Below are 26484 nucleotides of genomic sequence, written 5' to 3'. Positions count from 1 at the left end.
TCAGGAGGCTCGTGTCTGCAAACGGCACGACGCAGCCTTGTGAGCTGCGTCCGGGTTCGAGAGCGTCATCAATACCTGATCGGAGGCCGTTAAAGAAGAACAACTTCATTTAAAAGTGCGTAGGAACGCTCCTGAACGCGACTTTAACAGGCATCGGGCCGGCGGTTGTAGCGCTGCGTCAGCTAAAGCTTTCAAGGAGTAACGGATACAGCGAAATCACCAGCAGCGCCGCCATGCCCCAGTTGAACAGCCGCAACCAGCGGCGATCCTTGAGCACGTTGCGCAGCAAGGTCCCGCACGCCGCCCAGACGCCGACGCTCGGCAGGTTGATGATGGCGAACACCGCCGCAATCACGATCACGTTGGTGAAATAGCCCTGCATCGGCGTGTAGGTGCTGATGGCACCAATGGCCATGATCCACGCCTTGGGGTTGACCCACTGGAAGGCTGCCGCGCCGAGATAGCTGATCGGTTTCGCCTCGCCCTGCTCGCTGTCGCCGACCGGGCCGGAGTGAGCGATTTTCCATGCCAGGTACAGCAAGTACGCCGCGCCGACATAACGCAGGATCGTATAAAGCAGCGGATAGGTCTGGAATACCGCGCCCAGGCCAAAACCCACCGCCACCACCAGCACGAAGAAGCCGCAGGTAATGCCAAGCATATGAGGGATGGTGCGGTTGAAACCGAAGTTCACGCCCGATGCCAGCAACATGGTGTTGTTCGGCCCCGGTGTGATCGAGGTGACAAGGGCAAACAGGGCGAAGCCCAGCAACAGGTCGAGCGAGAGGGTCATGGCAGGCAGTCCGTCAGGGTCATTCAGGTGTTGACCCTATCCCACGGCGCCGCGCAAACCCACGGACAGTTGGATAAAACTTCGAGCAGTACAGTTAGCGATCAGCTAGGACGACCGTGCAGCTGTACGGCCCGCTCGGCGCTCATCTCACCCTTGTTATCAAACCCGAAAGTCTTCTGTGGCTGGCCAAGCAGTTGGGCTTTCTTCGCGTGGTATTCCTCGAACGACAAGCCGCTGCGGTTCAAGTTTTCCAGCGCCAGTTCGCGGGTTTCTTCCGCCGTGTAAGGGCGCAGTTCCGGAGAAACGTGGCTCGCGCAACCAGCGAGAACGGAGACAGCGAGCATCAGGGAAACAGTCAGTAAACGATTCATGGGAGCGTCCTGGCGAGCAGTGTGGGTCGATGGAGAAAGGCTACGCCCGGGCACGCTTTGGCAGAAATCAACGCTCTCAATAGTGGCTATCAGAATTCGAGCAGGATTTACCTTCATATTTCCAGAGGATCTATCAATATCAATTAACAGTCTTTTACGGAATAACAGTCAGCCTTTATAAATCCTTCATCGCGTTCGGCACTGTTGCTCCAGCAACTGTTTCCCAGGCAACAGCGGTTCAACAAACCCGCCTGAAAGTCACACAAACACAGCCGCCGACAACGCTCAAAGCCTCGGAATACGGGCCTTACAGGAATTGGTACAACGCTTGCTCTGCTCCAGTGACTACTCACTGCTCGTCGAGCAACTGTTGAAAAAGGAACTGACCATGTCGCGTCCACTGAAAGTCGTCGCCCTGTCCGGCGGAACCTGGCGTCCGTCCCGCACCCTGGTGCTGACCCAGGCCTTGCTGGCCGAATTGTCCGGGCACTTGCCGGTCGAGAGTCATCTGATCGAACTCGGCGACATCGCCCGCCCACTTGGCGCCGCGCTGTCGCGTCAGGAGTTGCCGGCCGAGATCGAAGCCGAGCTGCAAGCCATCGAACAGGCTGACCTGCTGATCGTCGCCGCGCCGGTCTATCGCGGTTCCTATCCTGGATTGCTCAAGCATCTGTTCGATCTGATCGACCTGAATGCGCTGATCGACACACCAGTGCTGCTCGCCGCCACCGGTGGCAGCGATCGCCATGCGCTGGTCCTCGATCACCAGTTGCGCCCACTGTTCAGTTTCTTCCAGGCCGTGACCCTGCCGATTGGCGTGTACGCCACCGAAGCCGATTTCGCCGACTACCAGATCACCAGCGAACCGCTCAAGGCGCGCATCCGTCTGGCCGCCGAACGCGCCGCGCCGCTGTTCGGCACTCACATCAAACCGTTGCTGAAAATCGCCTGAGGAGCTGTTCATGGATGTTTTCTGGTTCCTGCCGACCCACGGCGACGGTCACTATCTGGGCACCACCCAAGGCGCGCGCCCGGTCACCCTCAATTACCTGAAGCAGGTGGCGCAAGCCGCCGACAGCCTCGGCTACTACGGCGTACTGATTCCCACCGGTCGTTCCTGCGAGGATTCGTGGGTGATCGCCTCGGCGCTGGTGCCGCTCACCGAACGCCTGCGTTATCTGGTGGCGATCCGTCCGGGAATCATCTCGCCGACCGTCTCGGCGCGCATGGCCGCGACCCTGGATCGACTGTCCAACGGCCGCTTGCTGATCAACGTTGTGACCGGTGGCGATCCGGACGAAAACCGTGGCGACGGCAGCTTCCTCAGCCACAGCGAACGCTACGAAGTCACCGATGAATTCCTCAAGATCTGGCGCCGGGTGCTGCAAGGCGAAGCGGTAGATTTCGAAGGTAAACACCTGAAGGTACAGAACGCCAAGGCGCTGTATCCGCCGGTGCAGAAACCCTATCCGCCGCTGTACTTCGGCGGGTCCTCCGACGCGGCCCACGATCTGGCCGCCGAGCAGGTCGACGTGTACCTGACCTGGGGCGAACCACCGGCCGCCGTCGCCGAAAAACTCGCCGATGTGCGCGAACGCGCCGCTCGCCACGGACGCAAAGTGAAGTTCGGCATTCGTCTGCACGTGATCGTGCGCGAGACCGCCGAAGAAGCCTGGAAAGCCGCCGACAAACTGATCGAGCACATCAGCGACGAAACCATTGAAGCCGCGCAGAAATCCTTTTCGCGCTTCGACTCCGAAGGCCAGCGGCGCATGGCCGCTCTGCACGACGGACGCCGCGACAACCTGGAAATCGCCCCCAACCTGTGGGCCGGCGTCGGACTGGTGCGCGGCGGTGCCGGTACCGCATTGGTCGGCGATCCGCAGCAAGTGGCAGCGCGAATCAAGGAGTACGCAGACCTCGGCATCGAGAGTTTCATCTTCTCCGGCTACCCGCATCTCGAAGAGGCCTACCGCTTTGCCGAGCTGGTCTTCCCGTTGTTGCCCGAGCCATATGCAAGCCTGGCTGGACGCGGTGTCACCAACCTCACCGGGCCGTTCGGCGAAATGATCGCCAACGATGTACTGCCCGCCAAAGCCAACGCCTGAGGAAGACCGAGTGACTGCCAAACCGCAAAGCACCCTGCTCTCCCCGTTGCAGACCGCCCGCCAACTGGCCGCCGAATTTGCTCTGACCGCCGTCGAGCGCGACGAGCGTGGTGGCACACCGAAAGCCGAACGTGACGCCCTGCGCGACAGCGGTCTGCTGGCCCTGAGCATTCCCACCCGTTACGGCGGCCTCGGCGCGCGCTGGAGCGAAACCCTCGAAGTCGTGCGCGAGTTCGCCAAGGTCGACAGCTCGATCGCCCACGTCTTCGGCTTTCATCATTTGATGCTTGCCACCGTGCTCCTGTTTTCCCGCCCCGAACAATGGCAACCGTGGTTCGAACAGACCGCGCGACAGAACTGGTTCTGGGGCAACGCGCTCAACCCGCTGGACACCCGCACCGTGGTCAAGGACCTCGGTGGCTGGCGCGAGTTTTCCGGCAAGAAGAGCTTCTGCTCCGGCGCCAGCGATTCGCAGATGCTGATCGCCTCGGCGGTGGACGAAAGCAACGGCGGCAAACTGTTGATCGCGGCGATCCCCAGCGGGCGCAGCGGCATCACCCTGCACAACGACTGGAACAATATCGGCCAGCGCCAGACCGACAGCGGCAGCGCGACGTTCGAACGGGTGCGGGTCGAAGAGTCGGAACTGCTGCAGGATCCGGGTCCGCTGAGCACACCGTTCGCCTGCTTGCGCCCGTTGATCGCGCAACTGACGTTCACCCACATGTTTCTCGGCATTGCCGAAGGGGCCTTTGAAGAGGCGCGGCAATACACCCTCAGCGAAACCCGTGTCTGGCACAAATCCTCGGTGCGCGAGGTGCGCGAAGATCCTTATGTGCTGGCCCATTACGGCGAGTTCTGGGTCGCCCTCGAAGGCATCCGTCTGTTGGTGGAACGCGCCGCTGCGCTGCTCGACGAGGCCTGGGCCAAAGGCCCGAACCTCAGTGCCGAAGAACGCGGTCACCTGGCCACGGCAATTGCCACGGCCAAGGTCGCCGCCAGTCGTCAGGGTCTGGATATCTGCAGCCGATTGTTCGAAGTCACCGGCGCCCGTTCGACTCACGCGTCGCTGCGTCTGGATCGACACTGGCGCAACCTGCGCACGCAAACCCTGCACGACCCGCTGGATTACAAGCTCCACGAGCTGGGCGACTGGGCGCTGAACCAGTCCCTGCCGGTGCCGACGTTCTATTCCTGATTTTCTTTCGTGGAGCGAGACCCCATGCAACTGCTGACCCTGCCGCCCTCACCCGCCCTGGCCACTTCGATTCGCGCCACCGCCCAGGTGTTCGAAGACCCGAAATCCCAGGCCCTGCTCGCGCATCTGCAACAGGTCGCACCGAGCGAAGCCAGCGTGCTGATCATCGGCGAAACGGGCACCGGCAAAGAGTTGGTAGCGCGGCACATCCACAACCTGAGCAACCGGCGCAACCGGCCGTTCATTGCGGTGAACTGCGGGGCGTTTTCCGAATCGCTGGTGGAAGCCGAATTGTTCGGCCATGAAAAAGGCGCCTTCACCGGCGCCCTCAGTGCCAAGGCCGGGTGGTTCGAAGAGGCGGATGGCGGCACTCTGTTCCTCGATGAAATCGGCGATCTGCCGATGGCCATTCAGGTCAAATTGCTGCGGGTGTTGCAGGAGCGCGAAGTGGTGCGCCTGGGTTCGCGCAAGAGCATTCCCATCGATGTGCGAGTGTTGGCAGCGACCAACGTGCAACTGGAGAAAGCCATCAACGCCGGACATTTCCGCGAGGATCTGTATTACCGGCTGAACGTGGTCAATCTGGAGCTGAGCCCGTTGCGCGAGCGGCCCGGCGATATCCTGCCGCTGACCCGGCATTTCATCGAGGCCTACAGTCAGCGTCTGGGTTACGGGCGCGTCACCATCAGTCCCGGCGCCGAACACAAACTGCGCGGCTACAGTTGGCCGGGCAATATCCGCGAACTGGAAAACGTCATCCACCACACGCTGCTGATCTGCCGTAACGGCGTGATCGAGCGCGACGATCTACGTCTATCCAACCTGCGCATCGATCGTCCCGACGATCAGCACGCGACCGCCGACGACTCACCGGAAGCGCTGCTGGAACGCGCCTTCCAGAAACTGTTCGAGCAACAGGCCGGCGCCCTGCATGAGAAGGTCGAGGACGCATTGCTGCGCGCGGCCTATCGCTTCTGCCATTACAACCAGGTGCACACCGCGGCCCTGTTAGGCCTGAGCCGTAATGTCACCCGCACGCGACTGATCAAAATCGGCGAACTGGCGGTGAACAAGCGGCGGCCCACGGAAAACCTGCAAGGCGAGCGCTTGATCCAGCTGTCGATCTAACCAACCAGTTGACAGTGCAAGCCATCGTCGTGACTGCGAGCGATACTGCTCAGCACCTGGAATGAACCGAAGGTCACGGTGCGCGCCTGATGGGTGCGGATCAGTTGCCAGAAGTCCTGCTCGCCGGTTTCGAAACTCTGGAACGCCGCCTCCCCCGCCTCGCGGGACTGCCATTGCAGAAAGCTCAACACTCGCCGGCCATCGTCGCTGGCCTGGACGCTGGCGCTGACGAAGCCGGCGTAACGCTGGGCCAGACGTTCGGTCTGCACCGCCAGCGCCGAGACCAGCGCCGGTTGCTGGCCGGGTTCGATTTCAAATTCGATCAATTGGGTAAAGCTGCGGTTTTTCGCTGGTGCTTGCATGAGATCCCCACTCGGTCAGGCGAATCTTGCGATTCGAAGGCCTGCAGGGTAAAACCTCGAGTTAACTAGAGGTCAAGGGGCAATTTGCAAATGATCACTGCGGAAAATGTGCACAAGCAATTGACCGTCGGCGAAGTCGCGGCCCGCAGCGGTGTGGCCGTCACCGCCCTGCACTTTTATGAATCGAAAGGCTTGATCAAGAGCCAGCGCAATGCCGGCAACCAGCGGCGCTATCCACGGGAAGTACTGCGGCGGGTGGCGTTGATCAAAGTGGCGCAACGCCTGGGCATTCCACTGGCGGAAATTGGCGAGGCGTTGAAGCAGCTACCGGACAACCGCGCGCCAACAGCGGCGGACTGGAAAGTGCTGTCGGAGCAGTGGCGGCGGGAGCTGGACGAGCGGATCAATCAGTTGATGTTGCTGCGTGACCGGCTGACCGGTTGCATCGGTTGCGGATGCCTGTCGATGGAAGCCTGCCCGCTGCGCAATCAGGGCGATGTGCTGGGCGAGCAAGGGCCGGGGGCGCACTTTCTCGACGTACCCAAGTGAGGGTTCCCATGCCATGGGAACCCCCAATTCGATCCATCAGAAGCCCGGCGCAATCTGCCCTTTGTAGCGAGTCAGAATGAACTGACGCACTTCATCGGAATTCAACGCCTTGGCCAGTTTCTGCAGGCCCGGGTCGTTGATGTTGTCGGGCCGTGCGACCAGAAACTCGATGTACAGGCTCTTGCCCTTCTCGACGATCAGTGCGCTGTTGGTGTCGATCCCGGCTTCCAGCGCGTAGTTGGCGAACACGAATGCCAGATCCACCTGACTCACCGAACGAGCCAACAACGCGCCCTCCAGTTCACGGATTTTCAGGTGCTTGGGGTTTTCGACGATGTCGCGCTGGGTGGCCAGGGTGTTGCTCGGATCCTTGAGTTTGATCAGCCCGGCCTCGTGTAACAGCACCAGGGCGCGACCGGTGTTCACCGGGTCATTGGGGATCGACACACTGGCGCCGTCCTTCAGCTCCGAAATGTTCTTGATCTTGGTCGAGTAAGCCCCGAACGGTTCGATGTGCACGCCGACCACCGGCACCAGATCGGTGTGGCGGGTCTTGTTGAAATCATCGAGAAACGGCCGGTACTGGTAATAGTTGGCGTCGAGGTTTTTCAGCGCCAGTTGCTGGTTGGGCTGGATGAAGTCGGTGAAGACCTTGATGTCCAGATCCACGCCTTCCTTGGCCAGGGTCGGTTTGACGAACTCGAGGATTTCCGCGTGCGGCACCGGGGTGGCACCGACGATCAGTTTTTCGTTGGCATGGGCGCCGAACGACAGAACGGCAGCCAGAACGGCCAGGGTCTTTTTCATGCTGTGCTCCAAGGCAGATTTGAGTGGCCGTCGTGGGGTGAACGTGGGGCCTTTATGGGTTGAACTTGTTTTTTCAGCGTCGGCTGTAGTGCGCCACCAAGCGGTCGCCGGTCATTTGCAGGGCCTGCACCAGAATCAGCAGCAACACCACGGTGACCACCATCACGTCGGTCTGAAAGCGTTGATAGCCGTAGCGGATCGCCAGATCGCCGAGCCCGCCGCCACCGATCACGCCGGCCATCGCCGTGTAATCCACCAGCACGATGGCGGTGACCGTCACCGCCGCCAGCAACCCGCCGCGGGCCTCCGGCAACAGGGTGTGGCGGATGATCTGCCAGGTGTTGGCGCCCATGGCCTGAGTCGCCTCGACCACCCCGCGATCGACTTCGCGCAGTGCGGTTTCCACCAGCCGCGCGAAGAACGGTGTGCAACCGACGACCAGCGGCGGAATGGTTCCGGGCACGCCCAGTGACGTGCCCACCAGCAACGTGGTCAGCGGAATCAGCACGATCAGCAAAATGATGAACGGCAGCGAACGCAGCATGTTCACGATCACTGACAGAACCCGGTACAGGCCGACGGTTTCATGCAGCTGGCGCTTGCCGGTGAGAAACAGCAGCAGCCCCAGCGGCAATCCCAGCAGCACCGTAAACAGCAGCGCCGCGCCGAGCATGCTGAGGGTGTCGAGACAGGCCTGGGCGATGTCGGCCCAGTAAATGTGTTTGAACCACTCGGCCATGATCAGGACCAGTCGTGGCGCGGTGGTTTGACGCCGTTGAGCAGCCAGTTGCCGACCACGTGGTATTTCCAGCGCACCGGGTCATGCAGGGTGTGGACCCGGGCGTTGCGCCAGTGGCGGTCGAAGTTGTGCTTTTTCAGGGTCGAGCGGGTACCGCCGAGTTCGAACAGCTTGTTGCTGGCCTCGATGGCGATTTCGGTGGTCAGCACTTTAGCCTTGGCCACGGCCAGCGAGGCCAGCGCGACGTTGTCTTCATCAGGCGCCGGACGTGCGGCGTCGAGCGCCCAGCCGGCGCGTTCAAGCAAGGCTTCGGCGGCTTCCAGACGGATTTCCAGTGCGCCGATCTGAATGATGGTCAACGGATCTTCACTGGCCTTGTCCACACCTGCATCGATCCATGGCCGCGCAAACTGGCGGACGAATTCCACGGTATCGCTCCACGGTATCGCGCAACGCTGCCCGGGCAATGCCGGCGTCGATGGCAGCGGTGGTCAACTGGGCGAAAGGCCCGGCCAGGGTCGGGCTCTCGTAGGAACGGTACGTCGGAAACAGATTGAAGGGCGCCACTTGCAGATTTTCCGCCAGCACCGTGCCGCTGGAAGTAGTGCGCTGACCGATGCTGTCCCAGTCGTCGACGATCACCAGCCCTTTCGTACCGCGCTCGACGAAGGCCAACTGGCCCTTCTGCTCTTCATCCAGCGCCAGCACCGCCAGCCAATGGGCGTAGAGCGAACCGGTGCAGTAGCCCTTGCGACCGTTGATCACGAAGCCGTCGCCATAACGGCGGAGGGTCGCCTGAATGTCCTGCACGTTCTTGCCGCCGGTTTCCGACAGCGCATTGGCGAAACGATGACCTTGCAGCGCCAGCTCAAAGAAATGCGCCTGCTGGGCCGGGGTACCTTGCAGGCGGATGTCTTCGAGCAGGCAGTAATGGTTTTGCGGGATCTGCCCGAGGGACGGATCGGCGGCGGAAATGATCGCGATCACTTGGGCCAGCACCGCAAAGGACACCTGCGCGCCGCCGTATTCCTTCGGCACGGTGATGCCCCACAGGCCACTGTTGGAAAACAGGTCGACGACCTCGGCGGGCACTTCGCGGTTGCGGTCACGCTCGGCGGCGTGTTCCTGCAAGACGGCGGCGACCTGCACAGCCACGCGCAAGGCTTCGGCGTCGTCGGCGATCCGGTGGGCGGCCGGCGGGTTGATCGGATAAACGGCAGATTCAGACATGGATGACTCTCGGTATCGGTGTTGTACCGGGTCATTGCAGCTTCTGTGCCTGACGCAAAGGCCTTGTTTTACGGGGGCTGCAGCGGAACTTCAGGGCGTCTGGCGATGAAAACCCGCGCACTCTGTTGCTTCGCTGTCGATGGCTGAACAGTGGGAGGCCTGCTCGTCGGCTACTCGGTCACGACGGCGGCACGGATCTATAGTTGAGCGACCGGCAATCCCGGCGAAGGCACACCTCAATCTCTAATAAAAACCAGGCAACAAATAACAGGGAGTACCGCCATGAGCGTCAAACCCATTCCCGAGGGGTATCACAGCATTACCCCGTACCTCGGCATTCACAAAGCTGCCGAAGCCATCGATTTCTATAAAAAGGCGTTCGGTGCCACCGAAGTCATGCGCCTGAGCATGCCCGACGGCGGCATCGGCCACGCCGAACTGCGCATCGGCGACAGCGCGATCATGCTCGGCTCGCCGTGCGATCAAGGGCCGTTGAGCAATCCGGACAACGCAGTGTCGGTCGGCCTGCATCTGTACGTGACCGATGTGGACAAGTCCTTCCAACGCGCACTGGAGGCCGGCGCCACCTCGGTGTCCGAGGTCAAGGATCAGTTCTACGGCGACCGCAGCGGCACGTTGAAAGATCCGTACGGGCATCTGTGGTTCCTGGCCTCGCGCAAGGAGGACCTGACCCAGGCGCAGATCGAGCAGCGGGCGAAGGAAATGTTCCAGCAGAGCTAACTACGCCGAGTGCCCATTCCCGCGCGGCGCGCGGGGATGGGCGAACACGATTCATGAACCGTCGAATCACGCATCACGTCTTGTCATGAACGCCCGGCGATTTCAGGATGCAGGCCACTCGCCTGAATAAAGGATCACCCGATGTTTGCCGGATTCGTCAAAGACCAGCGCCACGTCAACGGTGTGGACATCAGCTACCGCCTCAAAGGCAGCGGCCCCGGCCTGCTGCTGTTGCACGGGCACCCGCAGACCCACGTCATCTGGCACAAGATCGCCGAGCAACTGGCGGAGCACTTCACGGTGATCGCCGCCGACCTGCGCGGTTATGGCGACAGCAGTCGCCCGCCGGCCGATGAGGCTCACCTCAATTACTCCAAGCGCGAGATGGCCCGCGACGGCGTGGAATTGATGAAGGCGTTGGGTTTCGAGCACTTCTCGATCCTTGCCCACGACCGTGGCGCGCGGGTTGCCCATCGCCTGGCGCTCGATCATCCCGAGGTTGTGCAGCGCATGCTCCTGCTCGACATCGCGCCAACGCTGGCGATGTACAGCCAGACAAATGAAGCCTTCGCCCGGGCCTACTGGCACTGGTTCTTCCTGATCCGCCCGGCACCGTTGCCGGAAACCCTGATCGAAGCCGATCCCGAAGGTTATCTGCGCAGCGTCATGGGCAGTCGCAGCGCCGGGCTTGCACCCTTTACCGACGAGGCGTTCAGTGAGTACCGGCGTTGCCTGGAACGTCCCGGAAGTGCTCGGGGGATCTGCGAGGATTACCGCGCCAGTGCCGGCATCGACCTGGAACATGATCGCGCCGATCTCGCGGCCGGTCGTCACCTGACCCTGCCGTTGCTGGTGCTGTGGGGCGCCGAGGGCACCGTCGGTCGCTGCTTCGATCCGCTGAGGGAATGGCAACAGATTGCTACCGACGTACGGGGCAAGGCCCTGCCGGCCGGGCATTACCTTGCCGAAGAAGTCCCTGAGCTGTTGCTGACCGAAGCGCTCGACTTTCTACGCTGATCCTTTCCTTCAATCCGGCGGCATGCGCCGTCGGACTGCTTCGCCTCCCCCGCAGAAATCCGCCCACGCGGCATCAAGATGTAATCGCGAAACATTTACTTTCATATCGTTCATCGGGAATTGCTTCGGTCATCCGTCTTATAGAGATGCGGGCCGGTCGCGTAGGCAAAAGCCACGACCGGCCTTTCAGGGGACTCCCGTGCTGCGAAGCCCGTAGTACCGCTCCCTCTCACTGAATCAAGACCCGTCATCATGTCGAAGAAATCCCGCTCGAAACTGTGGTTCCTGGTACACAGCTGGCTGGCATTGCCGATCTGGTTTTTCGTTCTGATCGTCTGCGTCACCGGCACCCTGGCAGTGGTCAGCCAGGAAATCGTCTGGCTGGCCAACCCGCAAATGCGCGCCAGCGCGCCGTCCGACGACGCACCATTGCTCAGCTACGACCAGATCCTCGCCGAAATCAAAAAAGCCGAACCGCAGACAGTGGTGCAAAGCATCAACCGTCCGGACGAGTCGCACTTTGCTCTCGACGTCGACGTCAGCTATCCCGACGGCCGCTCGCTGACCGTCTACGTCAACCCGTACACCGGCGTGATTCAGGGCACGGCACCGAGCTTCAACTTCAAGGCGTTCACCCGCGCACTGCATGGCTGGTGGCTGGTGCCGTTCACCAACGGCTTCAGCTGGGGCTGGTATCTGGTGTCGTTCCTCGGCCTGCCGATGCTGGCTTCGCTGGTGACCGGGCTGGTGGTGTACAAGCGCTTCTGGAAGGGTTTTTTCCGCCCGACCCTGCGCTTCAATCACGGCGCACGGATCTTCTGGGGCGACTTCCACCGCTTGAGCGGCATCTGGTCGATCTGGTTCATCGCGGTGATTTCGATCACCGGCACCTGGTTCCTGATTCAGGCGCTGCTGTTTGACAACCAGATTTCCATTTCCAGCGAGCCGATCGTCCCGGCCATGTCCCGCGAAGCCGTGCCACAGTCCAACGATGGTTCGCCACCGCCGCGTATCAGCCTCGACCGCGCCATCGAAATCGCCCAGACGAAAATCCCCGGCTTCGAAGCCAGCTTCATCAGCCTGCCGGGCAATGCCTACGCGCACCTGGATATCGGCGGTCGCGGCTGGTACCCGCTGATGTACCAGACCGCCACGCTCAACCCATACAGCGGTGAAGTGGCGGCTTCGCGGCTGTTGTCCGATCGCACGTCGCTGGAGTTCGTCACCGAATCCATGCGCCCGCTGCACACCGGTGACTTCGGCGGTCTGTGGATCAAGCTGATCTGGTTCTTCTTCGGCCTGCTGCTGAGCATGATGGTCCTCAGTGGCCTGCTGATCTGGACCAAGCGCACCGCGCTGGCCACCGCCAACGCCCTCAAGCGCGAGCACAAGAAACAGCGCGTGCAGGCACAACCGGCCCTGCGCCGTGAAACCTCGGAGGCCAATCTGTGAGCAAATCCACTACCGTGGCTCAGCCTTCACGGCTGAGCGTGATCTGGCACAAATGGCGCTTCCACATCAACGTGCTGTTGCTGCTGATCCCCTTGGGCTTCATGCCCAAATACTTCGCCGATGCCTCGCTGTTTCGCGGTGACAGCGGACTGGGTGAACGGGAGATCGGCGAAATCCAGGTCGGTCCCTGGAGCCTGCGACTGGCCGAACTGCGTAATCAGGCACCGATCCTGACCGGCCCCGCCGGCTACATGAAAGATTTCAGCGCCGCCCTCTGCGACGCCTGCGTCGACCACGTCAAGGCGACGTATCTGCGCATCGGCAAACCTCGCAGCCTGCGCGCGGCCGGGGTGATTTTCTTCGGCACGCCGTACCGCATGGGCACCCAGTTGCCGGTTCCGGAAAAGACCGCTGCCGACGCCGAACTGTGGATCACCATGGAAGGCTGGGACGGCAGCATGCACCAAGCCTCGATTCCGCTGAGCCAGGCCTCGCCTGCCACCCTCGCCTGGCTGAACAAACAAGGAGCCAAACCATGAGTCATGCCCAACGCCCCTTCCGCCTGCACCTGAGCGCTGCCTTGGTGGTGCTGTCTGCCGGTTTCAGCACAGGCGCCCTGGCCCACAACCCGATGTGCGAGTGCAAGGCCATCGATGCCGAGCAGATCAAGTGCACCGGCGGTTTCTCGGACGGCAGCGGCGCGCCGGGGGTGACCCTCGATGTGATCGGCTACGACGAAACCATCCTGGTGCCGGGCAAGCTCGGCGCCGACTCGACCCTGACCTTCAAGAAACCCGGCGCCGAGTTCTACGTGCTGTTCGACGCCGGCCCCGGTCACGTGGTCGAAATTGACCAAGCGGATATCGAAGCCCCATGACCACGCCGACTACCCAGGTTGTCCGCCCCGCCGGTGCCGGGCACGAAACCCTCAATGTGCTGCTGATGTGCCTGCTGATCCTCGCGGTTGCCGGCTCGGTAGTGACATGGCGCGGCGTTTCCCACGAACCGGAGCCGGTCTCCAGCCATCAACTGGATGCCCGTCGCGACCTTGGCGCCAGCGAGCAGGGCATCTATGCCGATCTGCGCGTGACCCTCGACGAGATCCGCCTGCTGCGTGAAGAACAGCAAACGCTGCCAAGCCCGCAGAACCTGGCCGATGAAGGTTTTGCACCGTTCGCCCAGGACGCCAGCTCGGTCAGTCGTGGCGGCCATGCCTGGCAGTTGCTGGCCGACCGCGCCTACTTCGGCCACAGTCAGGCACCGGCCGTGGCCGGTTCGTTTCTGATGCGCCTGAACGACGCCGCGCCGGACATCTGGCTCAACCGCGCCACCGACCTGCAAGCGCCGAAAGACCTGTCAGACGCAGCGCTGACCGCTGCCGGATGGAAACAGATCGTCGCGCAATTCGATGCCGGGGTGACCCGCGAACATCGTCATTGAACCCTCGCCTTCATTCGAGAGAAGACCGCTTGCCCATGCCTAGTTCATCTCAACGCCGTCCTTTCCTGCGCCTGCTGCTGATCGGTCTGTGCGCCTGCCTGCTGAGTCCGCTGGCCAGCGCCGATCAGGCCAAGCGCCTGCGCATCGGCATCACCCTGCATCCGTATTACAGCTATGTGGCGAACATCGTAGGCGACAAGGCCGAGGTCGTGCCGCTGATTCCCGCCGGCTTCAACCCGCATGCCTACGAGCCGCGCGCCGAAGACATCAAGCGCATCAGCGGGCTGGATGTGATCGTGCTCAACGGCGTTGGCCATGACGACTTCGCCGACCGCATGATCGCCGCCAGCGAAACGCCGAACATCAAGACCATCGAAGCCAACGAAAACGTGCCGTTGCTGGCCGCCACCGGGGTTGCCGCGCGCGGTGCCGGCAAAGTGGTGAACCCGCACACCTTCCTGTCGATCAGCGCCTCGATTGCCCAGGTCAACAACATCGCCCGTGAGCTGGGCAAGCTCGACCCGGACAATGCCAAGACCTACACCCAGAACGCCCGCGCCTACGGCAAACGCCTGCGGCAGATGCGCGCCGACGCCCTGGCCAGGCTGACCCAGGCGCCGAACGCCGAACTGCGAGTAGCCACGGTGCACGCCGCTTATGACTACCTGCTGCGTGAATTCGGCTTGGAAGTGACGGCGGTGGTCGAGCCGGCCCACGGTATCGAGCCGAGCCCGAGCCAGTTGAAGAAAACCATCGACCAATTGCGTGAACTGGACGTGAAAGTGATCTTCTCCGAGATGGATTTCCCCTCCACCTACGTCGAAACCATCCAGCGTGAATCCGGCGTGAAACTTTACCCGCTGTCGCACATTTCCTACGGCGAATACACCGCCGACAAATACGAAAAGGAAATGACCGGCAACCTCAACACCGTGGTTCGAGCGATTCAGGAGTCCGGCGCATGACAGCTCAGGAAAACCTGTCGATAGCCAGCAGCGGCCCGACCCTGGATTTCGCTGACGTCAGCCTGACCCTCGGCCGCACGACGATTCTGGACAAGGTCACCTTCCAGGTGCAGCCCGGCAGCGTGCATGCGCTGGTCGGCCCCAACGGCGGCGGCAAGAGTTCGCTGATCAAGACCCTGCTCGGGCAGATGCCCCATCAGGGCCGGCTCAGCCTGCAATGGCCCGGCGAACCCGGCACCATTGGTTACGTGCCGCAGGCGCTGGAGTTTGATCGCGGCCTGCCCATGACCGTCGACGACTTCATGGCCGCCATGTGTCAGCGTCGCCCGGCCTTTCTCGGCTTGAGCAAACGCTACGCCGGCGCCATCGGTGATGCGCTGGAGCGGGTCGGCATGCAGGACAAACGCAAACGCCGAATGGGTGCGCTGTCCGGTGGCGAACGCCAGCGGGTATTGCTTGCCCAGGGCCTGATTCCGGCGCCGCAATTGCTGGTGCTGGATGAGCCGATGTCCGCCCTCGATGAAGCCGGGATCCAGGTGTTCGAGCGTTTGCTGGGCGACTGGCGCGCGGCGGGCATCACCGTGCTGTGGATCGAGCACGACCTGGAAGCGGTCGGGCGTCTGGCCAATCGCGTCACCGGCCTTAACCGCCGGGTGCTGTTCGACGCCACGCCGCAACAGGCCCTGACCCCGGAACGTCTGCTGACCCTGTTTTCGACCCATCCACGGAGCGCTGCCTGATGAGTTACGAAGCCTTTCGTTTGACGGTGCAAGGCTGGGCCTCTTCCGGTTACCTGCCGGAAGCCCTGGCCTATGGGTTTGTGGTCAATGCCTTGCTTGCCGGTCTGTTGATCGGCCCGGTACTGGGTGGCCTCGGCACGCTGGTGGTGGTCAAGCGCTTCGCGTTTTTCTCCGAAGCGGTGGGCCACGCGGCGTTGACCGGCGTGGCCATCGGCATCCTGCTCGGCGAGCCCTACACCGGGCCTTACGGCAGCCTGTTCGGTTACTGCCTGCTGTTTGGCATTCTGCTCAATTACCTGCGCAACCGTACCGGGCTGGCCCCGGACACATTGATCGGCGTGTTCCTGTCGGTGTCCCTCGCTTTGGGCGCCAGCCTGCTGCTGATTCTGGCGGGCAAGATCAACGTGCACATTCTGGAAAACGTGCTGTTCGGCTCGGTGCTGACGGTCAATGGCAACGACCTGCTGGTGCTGGCGATTGTCGGCTCGCTGGTCATGGCGCTGGCCCTGCCGCTGTACAACCGGATCATGCTCGCCAGCTTCAACCCGCAACTGGCGGTGGTGCGTGGCGTCGCGGTGAAGACCCTGGATTATCTGTTCGTGATTCTGGTGACACTGATTACGGTTGCCGCGGTGAAAGTCATCGGCGCGATTCTGGTCGGTGCACTGCTGGTGATTCCGGCGGCGGCTGCGCGCCTGCTCAGCCAGTCGCTCAAGGGCTTTTTCTGGTGTTCAGTGCTGATTGCCACGGTCAGTACGCTGTGCGGGATTCTCGCGCCGATCGTGTTCGACCTGCCGATTCCGTCCGGTGCCGCGATCATCCTGGTCGCCGGTATCGCCTTCGCCCTCGCCGCGATTGCCCGGGGCGTCGTCCCCAGTCTGAAAGGGAACCTTGGATAAATGGCTTTTTCATTGCGACAACTGACCCTGGCCATCGCCCTCAGCGGCGCGGTTTCGAGCCCTCTGCTGGCGGCCGAGAAACCGTTGCGGGTGCTGGCCTCGCTGCCGATCACTTATGGTCTGGGCGAAGTCCTGCTCAAGGGCACCGACATCAGCCTCGAACGCGCAGCACCGGCCAACCTGCCAGGCAGCCGCCAGACCGCCTACTTCACCGGTCGCGGCGCGCCCGTGCTGAGCAAACTGGCCACGGGCGCCGATGCAGTGATCGGCGTGCGCTCGCTGTGGGCCGATGATCCGCTGTACCCGATCGCCCGCCGCAGCAACATCCGCATCGTCGAAGTCGACGCGGCCCGCCCGGTGGACGGCGCCCTGCCCGGCATTGCCGTGCAACCGGGGCTCAAGGTCGACGGCCTGAACAGTCAGCCGTGGCTGGCCAGCAACAACATGGGGCGCATGGCCGATGTGATGGCGGCGGATCTGGTGCGCCTGGCACCGAAGGACAAATCGAAGATCGAGGCCAATCTGGCCGCACTGAAACAGCGTCTGCTGAAACTCAGTGCCGACAGCGAAGCGCGTCTGGCCAGTGCCGACAACCTGAGCGTGATGAGCCTGAGCGATCACTTCGGTTACCTGATCGGCAGCCTGAATCTGGAGTTGATTGGACAGGATGCGCGACCGGATGCCGAATGGACGTCGGAGGAGCTGAAAAAACTGACTGCGACTTTGAAAGACAACGACGTAGCAGTGGTGCTGCACCATCGCCAGCCTTCGGATGCGGTGAAAGCGGCGATTGCCGAATCGGGCAGTCAACTGCTGGTGCTGAGCACCGATGCAGCGGATCCGGTGGCAGAGCTGGAAGGGAATGTGGATGTGCTGCTCAAGGGCCTGACCGGCGCGTAACGCCATTATGACCGCGTCATCGTCCATCGCTGGCTTGCCAGCGATGAGGCCTTCACAGGCAACAAAAATCCCGGACATGAAAAAACCCGCTGACTGTTTCCAGTCCAGCGGGTTTCTTTTGGCTGATAACTTACTGGGCAGCCGCTTGCGCTTCCATCTTCTGGCGCAGGCTTAGCGGACGCATGTCGGTCCAGACTTCTTCGATGTAGGCCAGGCATTCCTTTTTCAGGCCACTCTTGCCCACAGTGCGCCAACCTTCCGGCACGGCCTTGTAGTCCGGCCAGATCGAGTACTGCTCTTCGTGGTTGACCACGACTTGAAAGAGGATGTCCTCGCGGTCGAATACTGACGTCATGCTGTGTCTCCATCGCTGTAAGGGTGGGCTGCACGACGGTGCAGCCGGGTATGTAGAAAGAACGTTCGACGCGGCGAAAAATTTACAGGCCGGCAGTCGCAGCGCTCAACGCACGGCCGAAGATCTCGGCGACGCGGTCGATTTCCGCGGCGGTGATCACCAGCGGCGGCAGGAACCGCACCACCGCACCGTGACGCCCGCCCAGCTCCAGAATCAGCCCGCGCTTGAGGCATTCGCGCTGAACCAGCGGCGCCAGACGTGCGAAGGCCGGTGGATGCCCCAGCGCATCCGGTGCACCGTTCGGATCGACCAGCTCGACACCGAGCATCAGGCCACGACCACGAATATCGCCCAGTTGCGGGAAATCGCGCTGCAGAATGCGCAGGTGTTCGCTCAGGCGATCGCCCATGGCGGCAGCGTGTTCGCAGACCTTGTGCTCGACCAGGTACCGCATCACGGCAGAACCGGCGGCCATCGCCATCTGGTTGCCACGGAACGTACCGGCGTGAGCGCCCGGCTGCCAGGTGTCGAGCCAGTCGCGATAGACCACCACCGCCAGCGGCAGGCTGCCGCCGATGGCTTTGGACAGCACCACCACATCCGGGGTGATGCCTGCGTGCTCAAAGGCAAACATCTTGCCGGTGCGGGCGAAACCGCTCTGGATTTCGTCGACGATCAGTGCAACACCGGCCTTTTCGGTGATGCGGCGCAGACCGCGCAGCCACTCGATGTCCGCCGGGATCACACCGCCCTCGCCCTGCACCGCTTCGACGATGACGGCGGCCGGCAATTGCACGCCGGCCTCGGGATCATTGAGCAGGTTTTCCAGGTAGCTCAGATTGGCCTTCACACCCGCCGCGCCACCGAGGCCGAACGGGCAACGGTAGTCGTAAGGGAACGGCATGAATTGCACGCCGTTGCTGAGCAACGCGCCCAGTGGTTTTTTCGGCCCCAGGCTGCCCATCAGGCTCAAGGCGCCTTGGCTCATGCCGTGGTAACCGCCGGAGAACGACAGCACGGTGCTGCGCCCGGTGGCGGTGCGCACCAGTTTCAGCGCGGCTTCCACGGCGTCGGTGCCGGTCGGGCCGCAGAACTGGATTTTCGCTTCCTTGGCCAATGCCGGAGGCAGCAGGCCGAACAGGTCCTGAACAAATTGATCCTTTACCGGCGTGGTCAGGTCCAGGGTGTGCAGTGGCAACTCATCGGCCAGCACCTGCTGAATGGCCTCGATCACTACCGGATGGTTATGCCCCAGCGCGAGGGTGCCAGCGCCGGCCAGGCAATCGATGAAGCTGCGGCCTTCGACGTCCTCGACGTACAGGCCCTTGGCGCGTTTAAGCGCCAGGGGAATGCGCCGCGGGTAGCTGCGGGCATTGGACTCCTGCTGGCTCTGACGGGCCAGCAACGGCGACTCATTGAACTGATACAGCGTTTCCGCCGGCGCGGAGGCGATCCGGGCCGACGACTCTTCGATAAGGCTGGTGGCGACTGACATCTCTCGACCCCTCAATACGCTATGGATAGTGACCAAAACTGCACACCGGGCAGGTGCGCTTTCCGGTCGCGGGGCGCACATGCAGGTTTTCCTGTTCTGGAAACGCACCAGCGTGTCGAGGATTTACACCCTTGATCGAATGTCAGGCCGACAATGCCAGCGGCTTGTGCATCGGCAGGGTCAAAACGCCGTGTTGCATGAAGGGAGACGCCGTTTCGCGATACCCCAGGCGCCGGTAGAACGCCGCGCCGGTTCGCGTGCTTGCAAGCGTGATGCATGGTCTGCCACGAATCCTCAGCCAACCCTCGAGATCGCCCATCAGCGCACGGCCCGCACCTCGGCGAAACCACTCCGGCTGCACGTGACAGAACATGACCTCGCCATGGGCTGCGGCCATGCCGACGCCGACGGGTTTGTCCTGCAGCAGCGCGATGTTCAGATAGTGATGGGGATCGGCGAGCCAGGCGCCGACGTGCTCCGCCGATTGTCGGCGGACCCAGCGGTCGACCAGTTGTGGGTCGTTGCGATGATCGAGCGCGCAACCGACGCGGATCGAACGCTCAAGGATCCTGCTGATGATGCCGGCGTCGGCGGGGGTGGCGGGACAGATATAGACGGGTGCTTCCATGGCGCTGTTTCCCTCAATCCATTGAGTCAAAGGCTGGGGCGACAATAACGTCACGGCCGGCGGATGACTAATGGAGAGAGGTTACATTTGATGTGCCCGGCAAACTGTCAGACCGGTTGCAGCGGCATGGTCAGCTCGACCCGCAAACCATCCGGACGGCTGTCGAAATGCAGGGTGCAGGCGCAGCGCTGAACGATCGCCTGGACAATCGCCAGCCCCAGTCCGCAGCCGGTGCTCTGGCCGTTGCGCCAGAAGCGCTGGGTCAGGTGTTGCAGATCGTCAGGGGCGATTCCCGGCCCATAGTCGCGCACCACGAAACGCACGCGATTGGCACTGGTTTCCAGGCTCAGGTCCACCGCGCCGTCCGTCGGCGTGTGACGCAGAGCGTTGTCCAACAGATTGCGCAGGGCCGCGATCGACAGCACCGCCGGCATTTGCAGCGGCGCAGCGGACAAGTGTTCAGGCAGATGCAGCCTGATGCGCTGACGCTGGTCGCTGGCCGAGTCCTGAATCGCCAGTTTCGCTACCTGCTCGGCACTGCACTGCACGCCGTCATCGAACGACAGGCTGCCCTCGACCCGGGCCAGCAACAGCAACTGCTCAAGGGTCCGGTGCAGGCGGTCGGCACCCTCCTCGGCTCGGGCCAGAGACTGATCGCGGGCGCTGCCATCGGTCATGCGCGCCACTTGCAGGTGGGTCTTGATCGCCGTCAGCGGGCTGCGCAGTTCGTGGGCGGCATCGCCGGTCAGGCGACGCTCGCGCTCGATGGTCTTGCCGATGCGCTGAAACAATTGGTTCTGGGTTTCGAGCAGCGGTTTCAGTTCGCTGGGGAATGACTGCAACTGCAACGGCTCAAGCGAATCCGCGTTGCGACGCATCAAGGCTTCACGCAAGCGGTTGAGCGGCGCCAACCCCTGGCCGATCCCCAGCCACAACAGGCACAGGCAGCCAAGCAGCGCCACGCCGACCGGCACCGAGGCCGCCAGCAGGATCGACATGTTCAGGGCTTCGCGCTCGATCACCCGGTCGGCGGTGGTAATACGCACATCGCCCCGGGCCAGGGTGAAGCTGCGCCATGGCGCACCGTCGATCATTTGATCGTGGAAGCCCATCTTCTGGGCTTCCAGCGCCTGTTCCGGATTGTTGTGGCTGCGAGCGAGGATTTCCCCGCGCAGCGAGCTGACCTGGCAGGCCATGCCGCCGGGAATGTTCAACTGCTCGGCGCTGAAATGAGTGCCCTCGCCTTTGCTCGGGACAGCCGGCAATTGTTCCAGCAACCCGGCGACCATCCGCGCCGACGCCACCAGGCGCTGGTCGAGGGAAAACATCATCTGGTTGCGCAGGTCGCTGAGCATCCAGGCGGCCGCCAATGCCCAGATCAGCGCGAATGCGGCGCCGAGGGTCAGGCTCAGGCGCAGGCGCAGGCTCATCACTTGTCGGGTTCTCCGCCATCGGCCGGGCCCAGGCGATAACCCAGACCGCGCACGGTTTCGACGATGCCTTTGCCGAGTTTGCTGCGCAGGTGATGGATGTGCACATTGAGCGCATTGCTTTCCAGTTCATCGTTGAAACCGTAGACGCTGTCCTTCAACTGCTCGGTGGACAGCACCCGGCCACGGTTGTGCAGCAAGGCTTGCAACAACGACTGCTCGCGCCGCGACAGATCCACCGGACGCCCCGCCAGGGTGGTTTCGCGACTGCTCGGATCGTAAGTCAGCGCGCCGTGTTCGATCAGATTGACGCTGCGTCCGGCCACCCGGCGCAGCAGGGTTTGCAGGCGGGCGAACAACTCGCGCAGGTCGAACGGCTTGAGCAGGTAGTCGTCGGCACCGGACTGCAGACCGTCGACACGGTCGGTAACCGAATCCCGCGCAGTCAGGATCAGGACCGGAATCTCCAGGCCTTGCTGACGCAGTTGTTGCAGCAACTTGAGGCCATCTTCGTCCGGCAGGCCGAGATCGAGCACCATCACGTCGAATTCGGCAACCTTGAGAATCGCCCGCGCCTTGGAGGCGGTGTTGACGTGCTCGACGGTCAGGCCCTGCGCCGTCAGCCCGGCGACGATCCCGCTGGCGATCAACTCATCGTCTTCGCAAACCAGTACGTGCATGGTGAGTCCCGTGGAAAAGTGCTGATTAGGCCGCTGGCCGATTAAGCCGACATTATGCCCCGAACGCCACCGCGACAAGGGCGTCGCGGTTAATCATCGGTTAATCGCCGCCGCCCATTGTGCCCCTCAATTGCACAGGGACAAGGCTCCTCCATGCGTCATTTTTTTCTGTTTTTTGCACTGCTGATTTCGAGTCTGGCCCAGGCGGGGAATGATCCATTTGCGTCAAAACCGGAGTTCTTGCCGGTCGACAAGGCATTCGTGCTGACCTCGCAACGTCTGGATTCCGGTGAGACCCAGCTGTTCTGGCAAATCGCCGATGGCTATTACCTGTATCAGAAGCGTCTGAAGTTCGACGGACTGACAACACAAAACATCCCGGCCCTGCCCGAAGGCGAGTCCCACAGCGACGAGTACTTCGGCGAACAACCGGTTTATCGCCAGGGTCTGGAACTGAAGATTCCGGCGGCCGCCACGGGCCAGATCAAGGTCAGTTATCAGGGCTGTGCCGATGCCGGTCTTTGCTATCCCCCGCAGACCCGAGTGATCGACCTCGGCGGCAAAGCTGCCGCTGCGGCGACAGATGAAGCGCCGGATCAGGCACTGGCCAGCGGCCTGCAACAGCACTCGCTGGGCTGGAGTCTGCTGGTGTTCTTCGGCCTGGGTCTGCTGCTGGCGTTTGCGCCGTGTTCGCTGCCGATGCTGCCGATTCTGGCGGGCATGGTGGTGGGCAGCGGTGCTACGCCGCGTCGCGGTTTCGCGCTGGCCGGCAGTTATGTGGTTTGCATGGCCCTGGTGTATGCGGCGATGGGCGTTATTGCCGCGCTGCTGGGGGCCAACCTGCAGGCGTGGTTGCAGAACCCGTGGCTGCTCGGGACATTCGCGGCCGTATTTGTGGTTCTGGCGTTGCCGATGTTCGGCTTCTTCGAACTGCAATTGCCGGTGGCCCTGCGGGATCGACTGGAACACGCCTCGCGCAGCCAACGCGGCGGCAGCCTGATCGGTGCCGGCGTATTGGGCGCGCTGTCCGGTCTGCTGGTCGGCCCGTGCATGACCGCGCCGCTGGCCGGCGCTCTGCTCTACATCGCGCAAAGCGGCAACGCGCTGCATGGCGGCCTGATCCTGTTTGCTTTGGGCATCGGCATCGGCGTCCCGCTGCTGTTGCTGGTAACGGTCGGCAATCGCTTCCTGCCCAAGCCCGGCGCGTGGATGAATCTGCTCAAAGGCGTGTTCGGCTTCCTGTTCCTCGCCACCGCGCTGCTGATGCTGCGCCCGGTGCTGGAGCCGTCGCTGTGGTTGGGCCTGTGCGGCGCGCTGCTGTTGATCGCCGCTTACAGCGCCTGGAAACAGTCCGATGGCTTTGGTCGCGTGGCGCAGCTGTTCGGTGCCGGTTCGCTGTTGCTGGGCCTGTGGGGCAGTCTGCTGGTGGTCGGGGCGGCGGGTGGCAGTGACGATCCATATCAGCCGTTGCAGGTGTACAGCGCCGGACGCGTCGGATCTGCGGCGCCCAGCGGCCACGAAGCCTTCACGACGATCAAGGATCCCGCCGCCCTGCAACGCGAGTTAGACGCCGCCAAAGCCCAGGGCCAGTGGGTGCTGCTCGATTACTACGCCGATTGGTGCGTGTCGTGCAAAGTCATGGAGAAACAGGTGTTCGGCCAGGCGCGGGTGATGCAGGCCCTGAGTGATGTGCGCTTGCTCCAAATCGACGTCACCGCCGACAATGCCGCCAGCCGCGAACTGCTCGGTCGTTATAAAGTGCCTGGGCCACCGAGTTTCGTGTGGATCGGCGCCGACGGTGAAGAGCGCCGCAGCCAGCGCATCACCGGCGAGGTCGATGCCGATACTTTCCTGCAACGCTGGACCACCATCCGAGACGCCCGTTAATGCTGACCTTCACCCTCGGCACCTTTGCCATCGCACTCAATCACTTGTTGCTGATCAGCGCGCTGGCACTGGCGACCTTCGTCGGCTGGCGGGTGGCCAAGCGCGGCGGTGACAATCCCGAGTCGGCGCTGTTCAGCCTGTTTCTGCTCGGCATGCTGGCGGCGCGCATTGCGTTCGTCGCCGTGTATTGGGGGCACTATCGCAACGACCTGTGGCAGATCATCGACCTGCGCGACGGCGGTTTTCTCGCCTGGCCGGGGGTGATCGTGCTGTTGCTCGCGGCGCTGTATCGCGGCTGGCGCCGGCCGGGTCTGCGTCGACCGCTGGGTTTCGGTGTGGTCAGCGGTGTGGTGTTCTGGGTGATGGCGACCCTGTCGCTGAACATCTACGAGCAAGGCACGCGCCTGCCGGACATCACTCTGCGCAACGCCGCCGGGGAAACCGTGAAACTCACCGACTATCAGGGCGGGCCGCTGGTGATCAACCTGTGGGCCACCTGGTGTCCGCCGTGCCGCCGGGAAATGCCGGTGCTGGAAAACGCCCAGCAACAACGCCCGGACCTGACGTTCCTGTTCGTCAACCAGGCCGAAAGCATGCAAAGCGTCGCCACGTTTCTCGAAACCCAGGGTTTGAGCCTGAACAACGTGCTGTTCGACCGCAGCGGACGCCTCGGCCAGGCCGTGGGCTCCATGGCCCTGCCGACTACCCTGTTCTATAGCCCGGACGGTCGCCTGCTGAGCAGCCATTTGGGCGAATTGTCCAACGCCAGCCTGGCCCGTGCCCTGGAAAGCTTCGACACCCCGGCCTCCAGCCCGAATCCGGCCACCTCTTCTTCAAGGAAACTGCCATGCCCCGCCTCCGCCACCTGCTGACGCTGACCCTGGGCGCCGCCCTGCTGCACTTGCCGTCGGTCCAGGCCGCTGAAGAACTGCCTGAAGCGATCAAGAAAATTGAAGCCAAGGGCGCCAAGATCGTCGGTCAGTTCGACGCGCCGGACGGCTTGCGCGGTTACGCCGCGCAATACCAGAACCGCGGCATGGCGCTGTACCTGACGCCGGACGGCAAGCACGTGCTGCTGGGCAACCTGTACGACGCCGACGGCAACGACCTGAGCAGCGCACCGCTGCAAAAACTGGTCTACGCGCCGATGGCCAAGGAAGTCTGGGCCAAGTTCGAGGCCAGCAACTGGATTCAGGACGGCAACAAGGATGCACCACGCACTGTGTACCTGTTCAGCGACCCGAACTGCCCGTATTGCAACATGTTCTGGGAACAAGCCCGTCCATGGGTCAAGGCCGGCAAGGTGCAGCTGCGACACATCATGGTCGGCATCATCCGCGAAGACAGCCCGGCCAAAGCCGCTGCCCTGCTCGCCGCCAAGGACCCGAGCAAAGCCCTGGAAGATCACGAGAAGGCCGGCAAGGCCAGCACCCTCAAGGCCTTGAAGGACATTCCGGTCGCCGTGCAGACCAAACTCGCGGCGAACATGCAGTTGATGGAAGACCTGGAGTTACAGGCCACCCCGGCGATCTTCTACATGGACGACAAGGGCGAACTGCAACAACAGCAAGGTGCACCGACGCCGGACAAGCTGGCGAAGATTCTCGGGCCGAAATAAAAAACGCCCACGCAATGCGTGGGCGTTTTCGTTACTTCAGCTCAGTCAGAAACTTCAGCAGCGTGTCGGTCACGAACGACGGATTCTCCAGATTGGAGATATGCCCCGCTTCCGGCACCAGCACACACGGGCAACCAATCAACTCGGCCATTTCCCGTGCTTCCGACGGCGGGCGTGGTTTGTCCTGATCGCCGCAGACCACCAGCGTGGTCGCCGCGTTCAGCTCGCCCAGACGCGGCAACAGGTCGTCACGGCCAAAGGTGATGCGTCCCATCGGCACGATGCTGTCGCGCAGGCGTTCGGCCGAATAGCCGGCGAGTTTTGCGCGGAAATCCTGATACAGCGCCGACGCCCGATCGATGCCCGGCCGGAAGAAGATCGGCACCACGATATCCAGCAGTTGCTCGGAGATCCCGCCGTTTTCCTCGATCTGTTTGAACAGCGAGAAATAGTACTGGCGGGTCGGCTCCGGCTCGACGCCGACGTAAGTGTCCATCAGCACCAGACCGTTGAGCCGCTGCGGCGCCGACAGTGCCAGGCGCACGCCCCACATGCCGCCGACCGACAACCCGACCAGGGTCACCCGGTCGATGTCCAGATGATCGAGCAACGCCTGTGCCTGACGGGCGATGTCGTCCAGCGAAGCGGTGCCTTGCGGCAAGCGCCCGGATTCGCCATGGCCCCACAGATCCAGGGCAATCACCCGGTAGTTCGCCGACAGCGCTGCGATTTGCGGGGCCCACATGGCCTGGTCCCACAGGTAGCTGCCGGCCAACAACACCGCCGGGCCCGTGCCTTGATCAATGTAGTGAAGCGCCTGTCCGTCAACCGTGAAAAAAGGCATGGATAACCCCCGTGGCAAAGAAACTGGAGCACGAAGACTGAGCGGGCGCGCCTCGGCCGTCAATGATATGAAAGGATTACAAAGCCCGATTTGCGACAACGGCCACAG

29 protein-coding genes and 1 pseudogene are annotated in these 26484 nt (G+C 62.6%); 18 read left to right on the top strand and 12 right to left on the bottom strand.

Annotated features, from left to right (window positions below):
- Window positions 1-178 precede the first annotated feature (178 nt).
- Window positions 179-793, bottom strand: coding sequence for a LysE family translocator (locus CAG25_RS16660; RefSeq protein ID WP_039770336.1), 615 nt, complete (start codon window positions 791-793; stop codon window positions 179-181).
- Between the two features lie 101 nt (window positions 794-894).
- Complete coding sequence (locus tag CAG25_RS16655) at window positions 895-1164, bottom strand: hypothetical protein (RefSeq protein WP_064598197.1); 270 nt, start codon at window positions 1162-1164, stop codon at window positions 895-897.
- 388 nt (window positions 1165-1552) lie between these two features.
- Between CAG25_RS16655 and msuE the strand changes: the two genes are divergently transcribed.
- The 4 genes from msuE to CAG25_RS16635 are packed head-to-tail and all read left to right on the top strand — an operon-like array spanning window position 1553 to window position 5598.
- A complete protein-coding gene (msuE, locus tag CAG25_RS16650; protein WP_085612262.1) occupies window positions 1553-2116 on the top strand; it encodes an FMN reductase in 564 nt (187 codons plus the stop codon).
- A gap of 10 nt (window positions 2117-2126) precedes the next feature.
- A complete protein-coding gene (gene ssuD / locus CAG25_RS16645; RefSeq protein WP_085612252.1) occupies window positions 2127-3272 on the top strand; it encodes an FMNH2-dependent alkanesulfonate monooxygenase in 1146 nt (381 codons plus the stop codon).
- 10 nt (window positions 3273-3282) lie between these two features.
- Window positions 3283-4470: an acyl-CoA dehydrogenase family protein gene (locus CAG25_RS16640; protein WP_085612251.1), complete on the top strand. Its 1188-nt coding sequence runs from the start codon at window positions 3283-3285 to the stop codon at window positions 4468-4470.
- Between the two features lie 24 nt (window positions 4471-4494).
- The gene (locus CAG25_RS16635) at window positions 4495-5598 is read left to right on the top strand and encodes a sigma-54-dependent Fis family transcriptional regulator (RefSeq protein WP_085612250.1); all 1104 of its coding nucleotides are present in this window, start codon (window positions 4495-4497) and stop codon (window positions 5596-5598) included.
- On the opposite strand, the gene CAG25_RS16630 is transcribed toward CAG25_RS16635, so the two are convergent.
- The gene (locus tag CAG25_RS16630) at window positions 5595-5960 is read right to left on the bottom strand and encodes an antibiotic biosynthesis monooxygenase (protein ID WP_007955823.1); all 366 of its coding nucleotides are present in this window, start codon (window positions 5958-5960) and stop codon (window positions 5595-5597) included. The genes CAG25_RS16635 and CAG25_RS16630 overlap by 4 nt on opposite strands.
- 90 nt (window positions 5961-6050) lie before the next feature.
- On the opposite strand from CAG25_RS16630, the gene soxR reads away from it, so the two are divergent.
- Window positions 6051-6509, top strand: coding sequence for a redox-sensitive transcriptional activator SoxR (gene soxR / locus CAG25_RS16625; RefSeq protein WP_007955822.1), 459 nt, complete (start codon window positions 6051-6053; stop codon window positions 6507-6509).
- Window positions 6510-6545: 36 nt separating this feature from the next.
- On the opposite strand, the gene CAG25_RS16620 is transcribed toward soxR, so the two are convergent.
- The 3 genes and pseudogenes from CAG25_RS16620 to CAG25_RS16610 form a co-directional block, all read right to left on the bottom strand.
- Window positions 6546-7316, bottom strand: coding sequence for a MetQ/NlpA family ABC transporter substrate-binding protein (locus CAG25_RS16620; RefSeq protein ID WP_039770347.1), 771 nt, complete (start codon window positions 7314-7316; stop codon window positions 6546-6548).
- Between the two features lie 73 nt (window positions 7317-7389).
- Window positions 7390-8055: a methionine ABC transporter permease gene (locus CAG25_RS16615; RefSeq protein WP_007955819.1), complete on the bottom strand. Its 666-nt coding sequence runs from the start codon at window positions 8053-8055 to the stop codon at window positions 7390-7392.
- A 2-nt stretch (window positions 8056-8057) separates the two neighbouring features.
- Window positions 8058-9285, bottom strand: a pseudogene (locus tag CAG25_RS16610) (SfnB family sulfur acquisition oxidoreductase).
- A 282-nt stretch (window positions 9286-9567) separates the two neighbouring features.
- Between CAG25_RS16610 and CAG25_RS16605 the strand changes: the two are divergent.
- The 10 genes from CAG25_RS16605 to CAG25_RS16560 all read left to right on the top strand — a co-directional run bounded on the left by CAG25_RS16605 (window position 9568) and on the right by CAG25_RS16560 (window position 17439).
- Window positions 9568-10026 (top strand): VOC family protein, encoded by a 459-nt coding sequence (locus CAG25_RS16605; protein ID WP_064598209.1) that lies wholly within the window; start codon window positions 9568-9570, stop codon window positions 10024-10026.
- Window positions 10027-10167: 141 nt separating this feature from the next.
- The gene (locus CAG25_RS16600; RefSeq protein ID WP_085612249.1) at window positions 10168-11043 is read left to right on the top strand and encodes an alpha/beta fold hydrolase; all 876 of its coding nucleotides are present in this window, start codon (window positions 10168-10170) and stop codon (window positions 11041-11043) included.
- 252 nt (window positions 11044-11295) lie between these two features.
- Window positions 11296-12495 carry a PepSY domain-containing protein gene (locus CAG25_RS16595; protein ID WP_064598213.1) on the top strand — a complete coding sequence of 400 codons (1200 nt, stop codon included), beginning with the start codon at window positions 11296-11298 and terminating at the stop codon, window positions 12493-12495.
- Window positions 12492-13034: a hypothetical protein gene (locus CAG25_RS16590; protein ID WP_064598215.1), complete on the top strand. Its 543-nt coding sequence runs from the start codon at window positions 12492-12494 to the stop codon at window positions 13032-13034. Before CAG25_RS16595 ends, CAG25_RS16590 begins: the two co-directional genes overlap by 4 nt.
- Window positions 13031-13372, top strand: coding sequence for a hypothetical protein (locus tag CAG25_RS16585; RefSeq protein ID WP_085612248.1), 342 nt, complete (start codon window positions 13031-13033; stop codon window positions 13370-13372). Before CAG25_RS16590 ends, CAG25_RS16585 begins: the two co-directional genes overlap by 4 nt.
- Window positions 13369-13935 (top strand): DUF6162 family protein, encoded by a 567-nt coding sequence (locus tag CAG25_RS16580; RefSeq protein ID WP_085612247.1) that lies wholly within the window; start codon window positions 13369-13371, stop codon window positions 13933-13935. Before CAG25_RS16585 ends, CAG25_RS16580 begins: the two co-directional genes overlap by 4 nt.
- 35 nt (window positions 13936-13970) lie before the next feature.
- The gene (locus CAG25_RS16575; protein ID WP_085612246.1) at window positions 13971-14900 is read left to right on the top strand and encodes a metal ABC transporter substrate-binding protein; all 930 of its coding nucleotides are present in this window, start codon (window positions 13971-13973) and stop codon (window positions 14898-14900) included.
- A complete protein-coding gene (locus tag CAG25_RS16570) occupies window positions 14897-15640 on the top strand; it encodes a metal ABC transporter ATP-binding protein (protein ID WP_064598222.1) in 744 nt (247 codons plus the stop codon). The genes CAG25_RS16575 and CAG25_RS16570 overlap by 4 nt, the downstream gene beginning before the upstream one ends.
- Entirely contained in the window at window positions 15640-16539 is a 900-nt protein-coding gene (locus tag CAG25_RS16565; protein ID WP_085612245.1) for a metal ABC transporter permease, read from the top strand. The genes CAG25_RS16570 and CAG25_RS16565 overlap by 1 nt, the downstream gene beginning before the upstream one ends.
- The gene (locus CAG25_RS16560; protein WP_085612244.1) at window positions 16540-17439 is read left to right on the top strand and encodes a metal ABC transporter solute-binding protein, Zn/Mn family; all 900 of its coding nucleotides are present in this window, start codon (window positions 16540-16542) and stop codon (window positions 17437-17439) included.
- 130 nt (window positions 17440-17569) lie between these two features.
- Here the strand turns inward: CAG25_RS16560 and CAG25_RS16555 are convergent, their stop codons facing one another.
- The 5 genes from CAG25_RS16555 to CAG25_RS16535 all read right to left on the bottom strand — a co-directional run bounded on the left by CAG25_RS16555 (window position 17570) and on the right by CAG25_RS16535 (window position 22027).
- Window positions 17570-17794: an MbtH family protein gene (locus tag CAG25_RS16555; RefSeq protein ID WP_007917715.1), complete on the bottom strand. Its 225-nt coding sequence runs from the start codon at window positions 17792-17794 to the stop codon at window positions 17570-17572.
- Between the two features lie 82 nt (window positions 17795-17876).
- The gene (locus CAG25_RS16550; protein ID WP_085612243.1) at window positions 17877-19289 is read right to left on the bottom strand and encodes an aspartate aminotransferase family protein; all 1413 of its coding nucleotides are present in this window, start codon (window positions 19287-19289) and stop codon (window positions 17877-17879) included.
- Window positions 19290-19431: 142 nt separating this feature from the next.
- Window positions 19432-19917, bottom strand: a complete 486-nt coding sequence (locus CAG25_RS16545; RefSeq protein WP_085612242.1) for a GNAT family N-acetyltransferase — start codon at window positions 19915-19917, stop codon at window positions 19432-19434.
- A gap of 107 nt (window positions 19918-20024) precedes the next feature.
- Window positions 20025-21347 carry an ATP-binding protein gene (locus CAG25_RS16540; protein ID WP_085612241.1) on the bottom strand — a complete coding sequence of 441 codons (1323 nt, stop codon included), beginning with the start codon at window positions 21345-21347 and terminating at the stop codon, window positions 20025-20027.
- Window positions 21347-22027 (bottom strand): response regulator, encoded by a 681-nt coding sequence (locus tag CAG25_RS16535; RefSeq protein ID WP_011335250.1) that lies wholly within the window; start codon window positions 22025-22027, stop codon window positions 21347-21349. Before CAG25_RS16535 ends, CAG25_RS16540 begins: the two co-directional genes overlap by 1 nt.
- A gap of 153 nt (window positions 22028-22180) precedes the next feature.
- Here CAG25_RS16535 and dsbD point away from each other — a divergent pair, with 153 nt between their 5' ends.
- Genes dsbD through dsbG form a run of 3 tightly spaced genes read left to right on the top strand, consistent with a single transcriptional unit; the run spans window position 22181 to window position 25532 of the window.
- The gene (gene dsbD, locus CAG25_RS16530) at window positions 22181-23914 is read left to right on the top strand and encodes a protein-disulfide reductase DsbD (RefSeq protein ID WP_064598231.1); all 1734 of its coding nucleotides are present in this window, start codon (window positions 22181-22183) and stop codon (window positions 23912-23914) included.
- Window positions 23914-24786 carry a TlpA disulfide reductase family protein gene (locus CAG25_RS16525; RefSeq protein ID WP_085612240.1) on the top strand — a complete coding sequence of 291 codons (873 nt, stop codon included), beginning with the start codon at window positions 23914-23916 and terminating at the stop codon, window positions 24784-24786. The genes dsbD and CAG25_RS16525 overlap by 1 nt, the downstream gene beginning before the upstream one ends.
- Window positions 24762-25532 carry a thiol:disulfide interchange protein DsbG gene (gene dsbG, locus CAG25_RS16520; protein ID WP_041475380.1) on the top strand — a complete coding sequence of 257 codons (771 nt, stop codon included), beginning with the start codon at window positions 24762-24764 and terminating at the stop codon, window positions 25530-25532. The genes CAG25_RS16525 and dsbG overlap by 25 nt, the downstream gene beginning before the upstream one ends.
- A gap of 31 nt (window positions 25533-25563) precedes the next feature.
- On the opposite strand, the gene CAG25_RS16515 is transcribed toward dsbG, so the two are convergent.
- Window positions 25564-26376: an alpha/beta fold hydrolase gene (locus CAG25_RS16515; RefSeq protein ID WP_085612239.1), complete on the bottom strand. Its 813-nt coding sequence runs from the start codon at window positions 26374-26376 to the stop codon at window positions 25564-25566.
- Between the last annotated feature and the right edge of the window lie 108 nt (window positions 26377-26484).

Origin of the sequence: Pseudomonas sp. B16(2017), assembly GCF_002113205.1 — a bacterium.
Lineage (GTDB): Bacteria > Pseudomonadota > Gammaproteobacteria > Pseudomonadales > Pseudomonadaceae > Aquipseudomonas > Aquipseudomonas pharyngis.
This window is presented reverse-complemented; position numbering and strand designations above follow the sequence as displayed.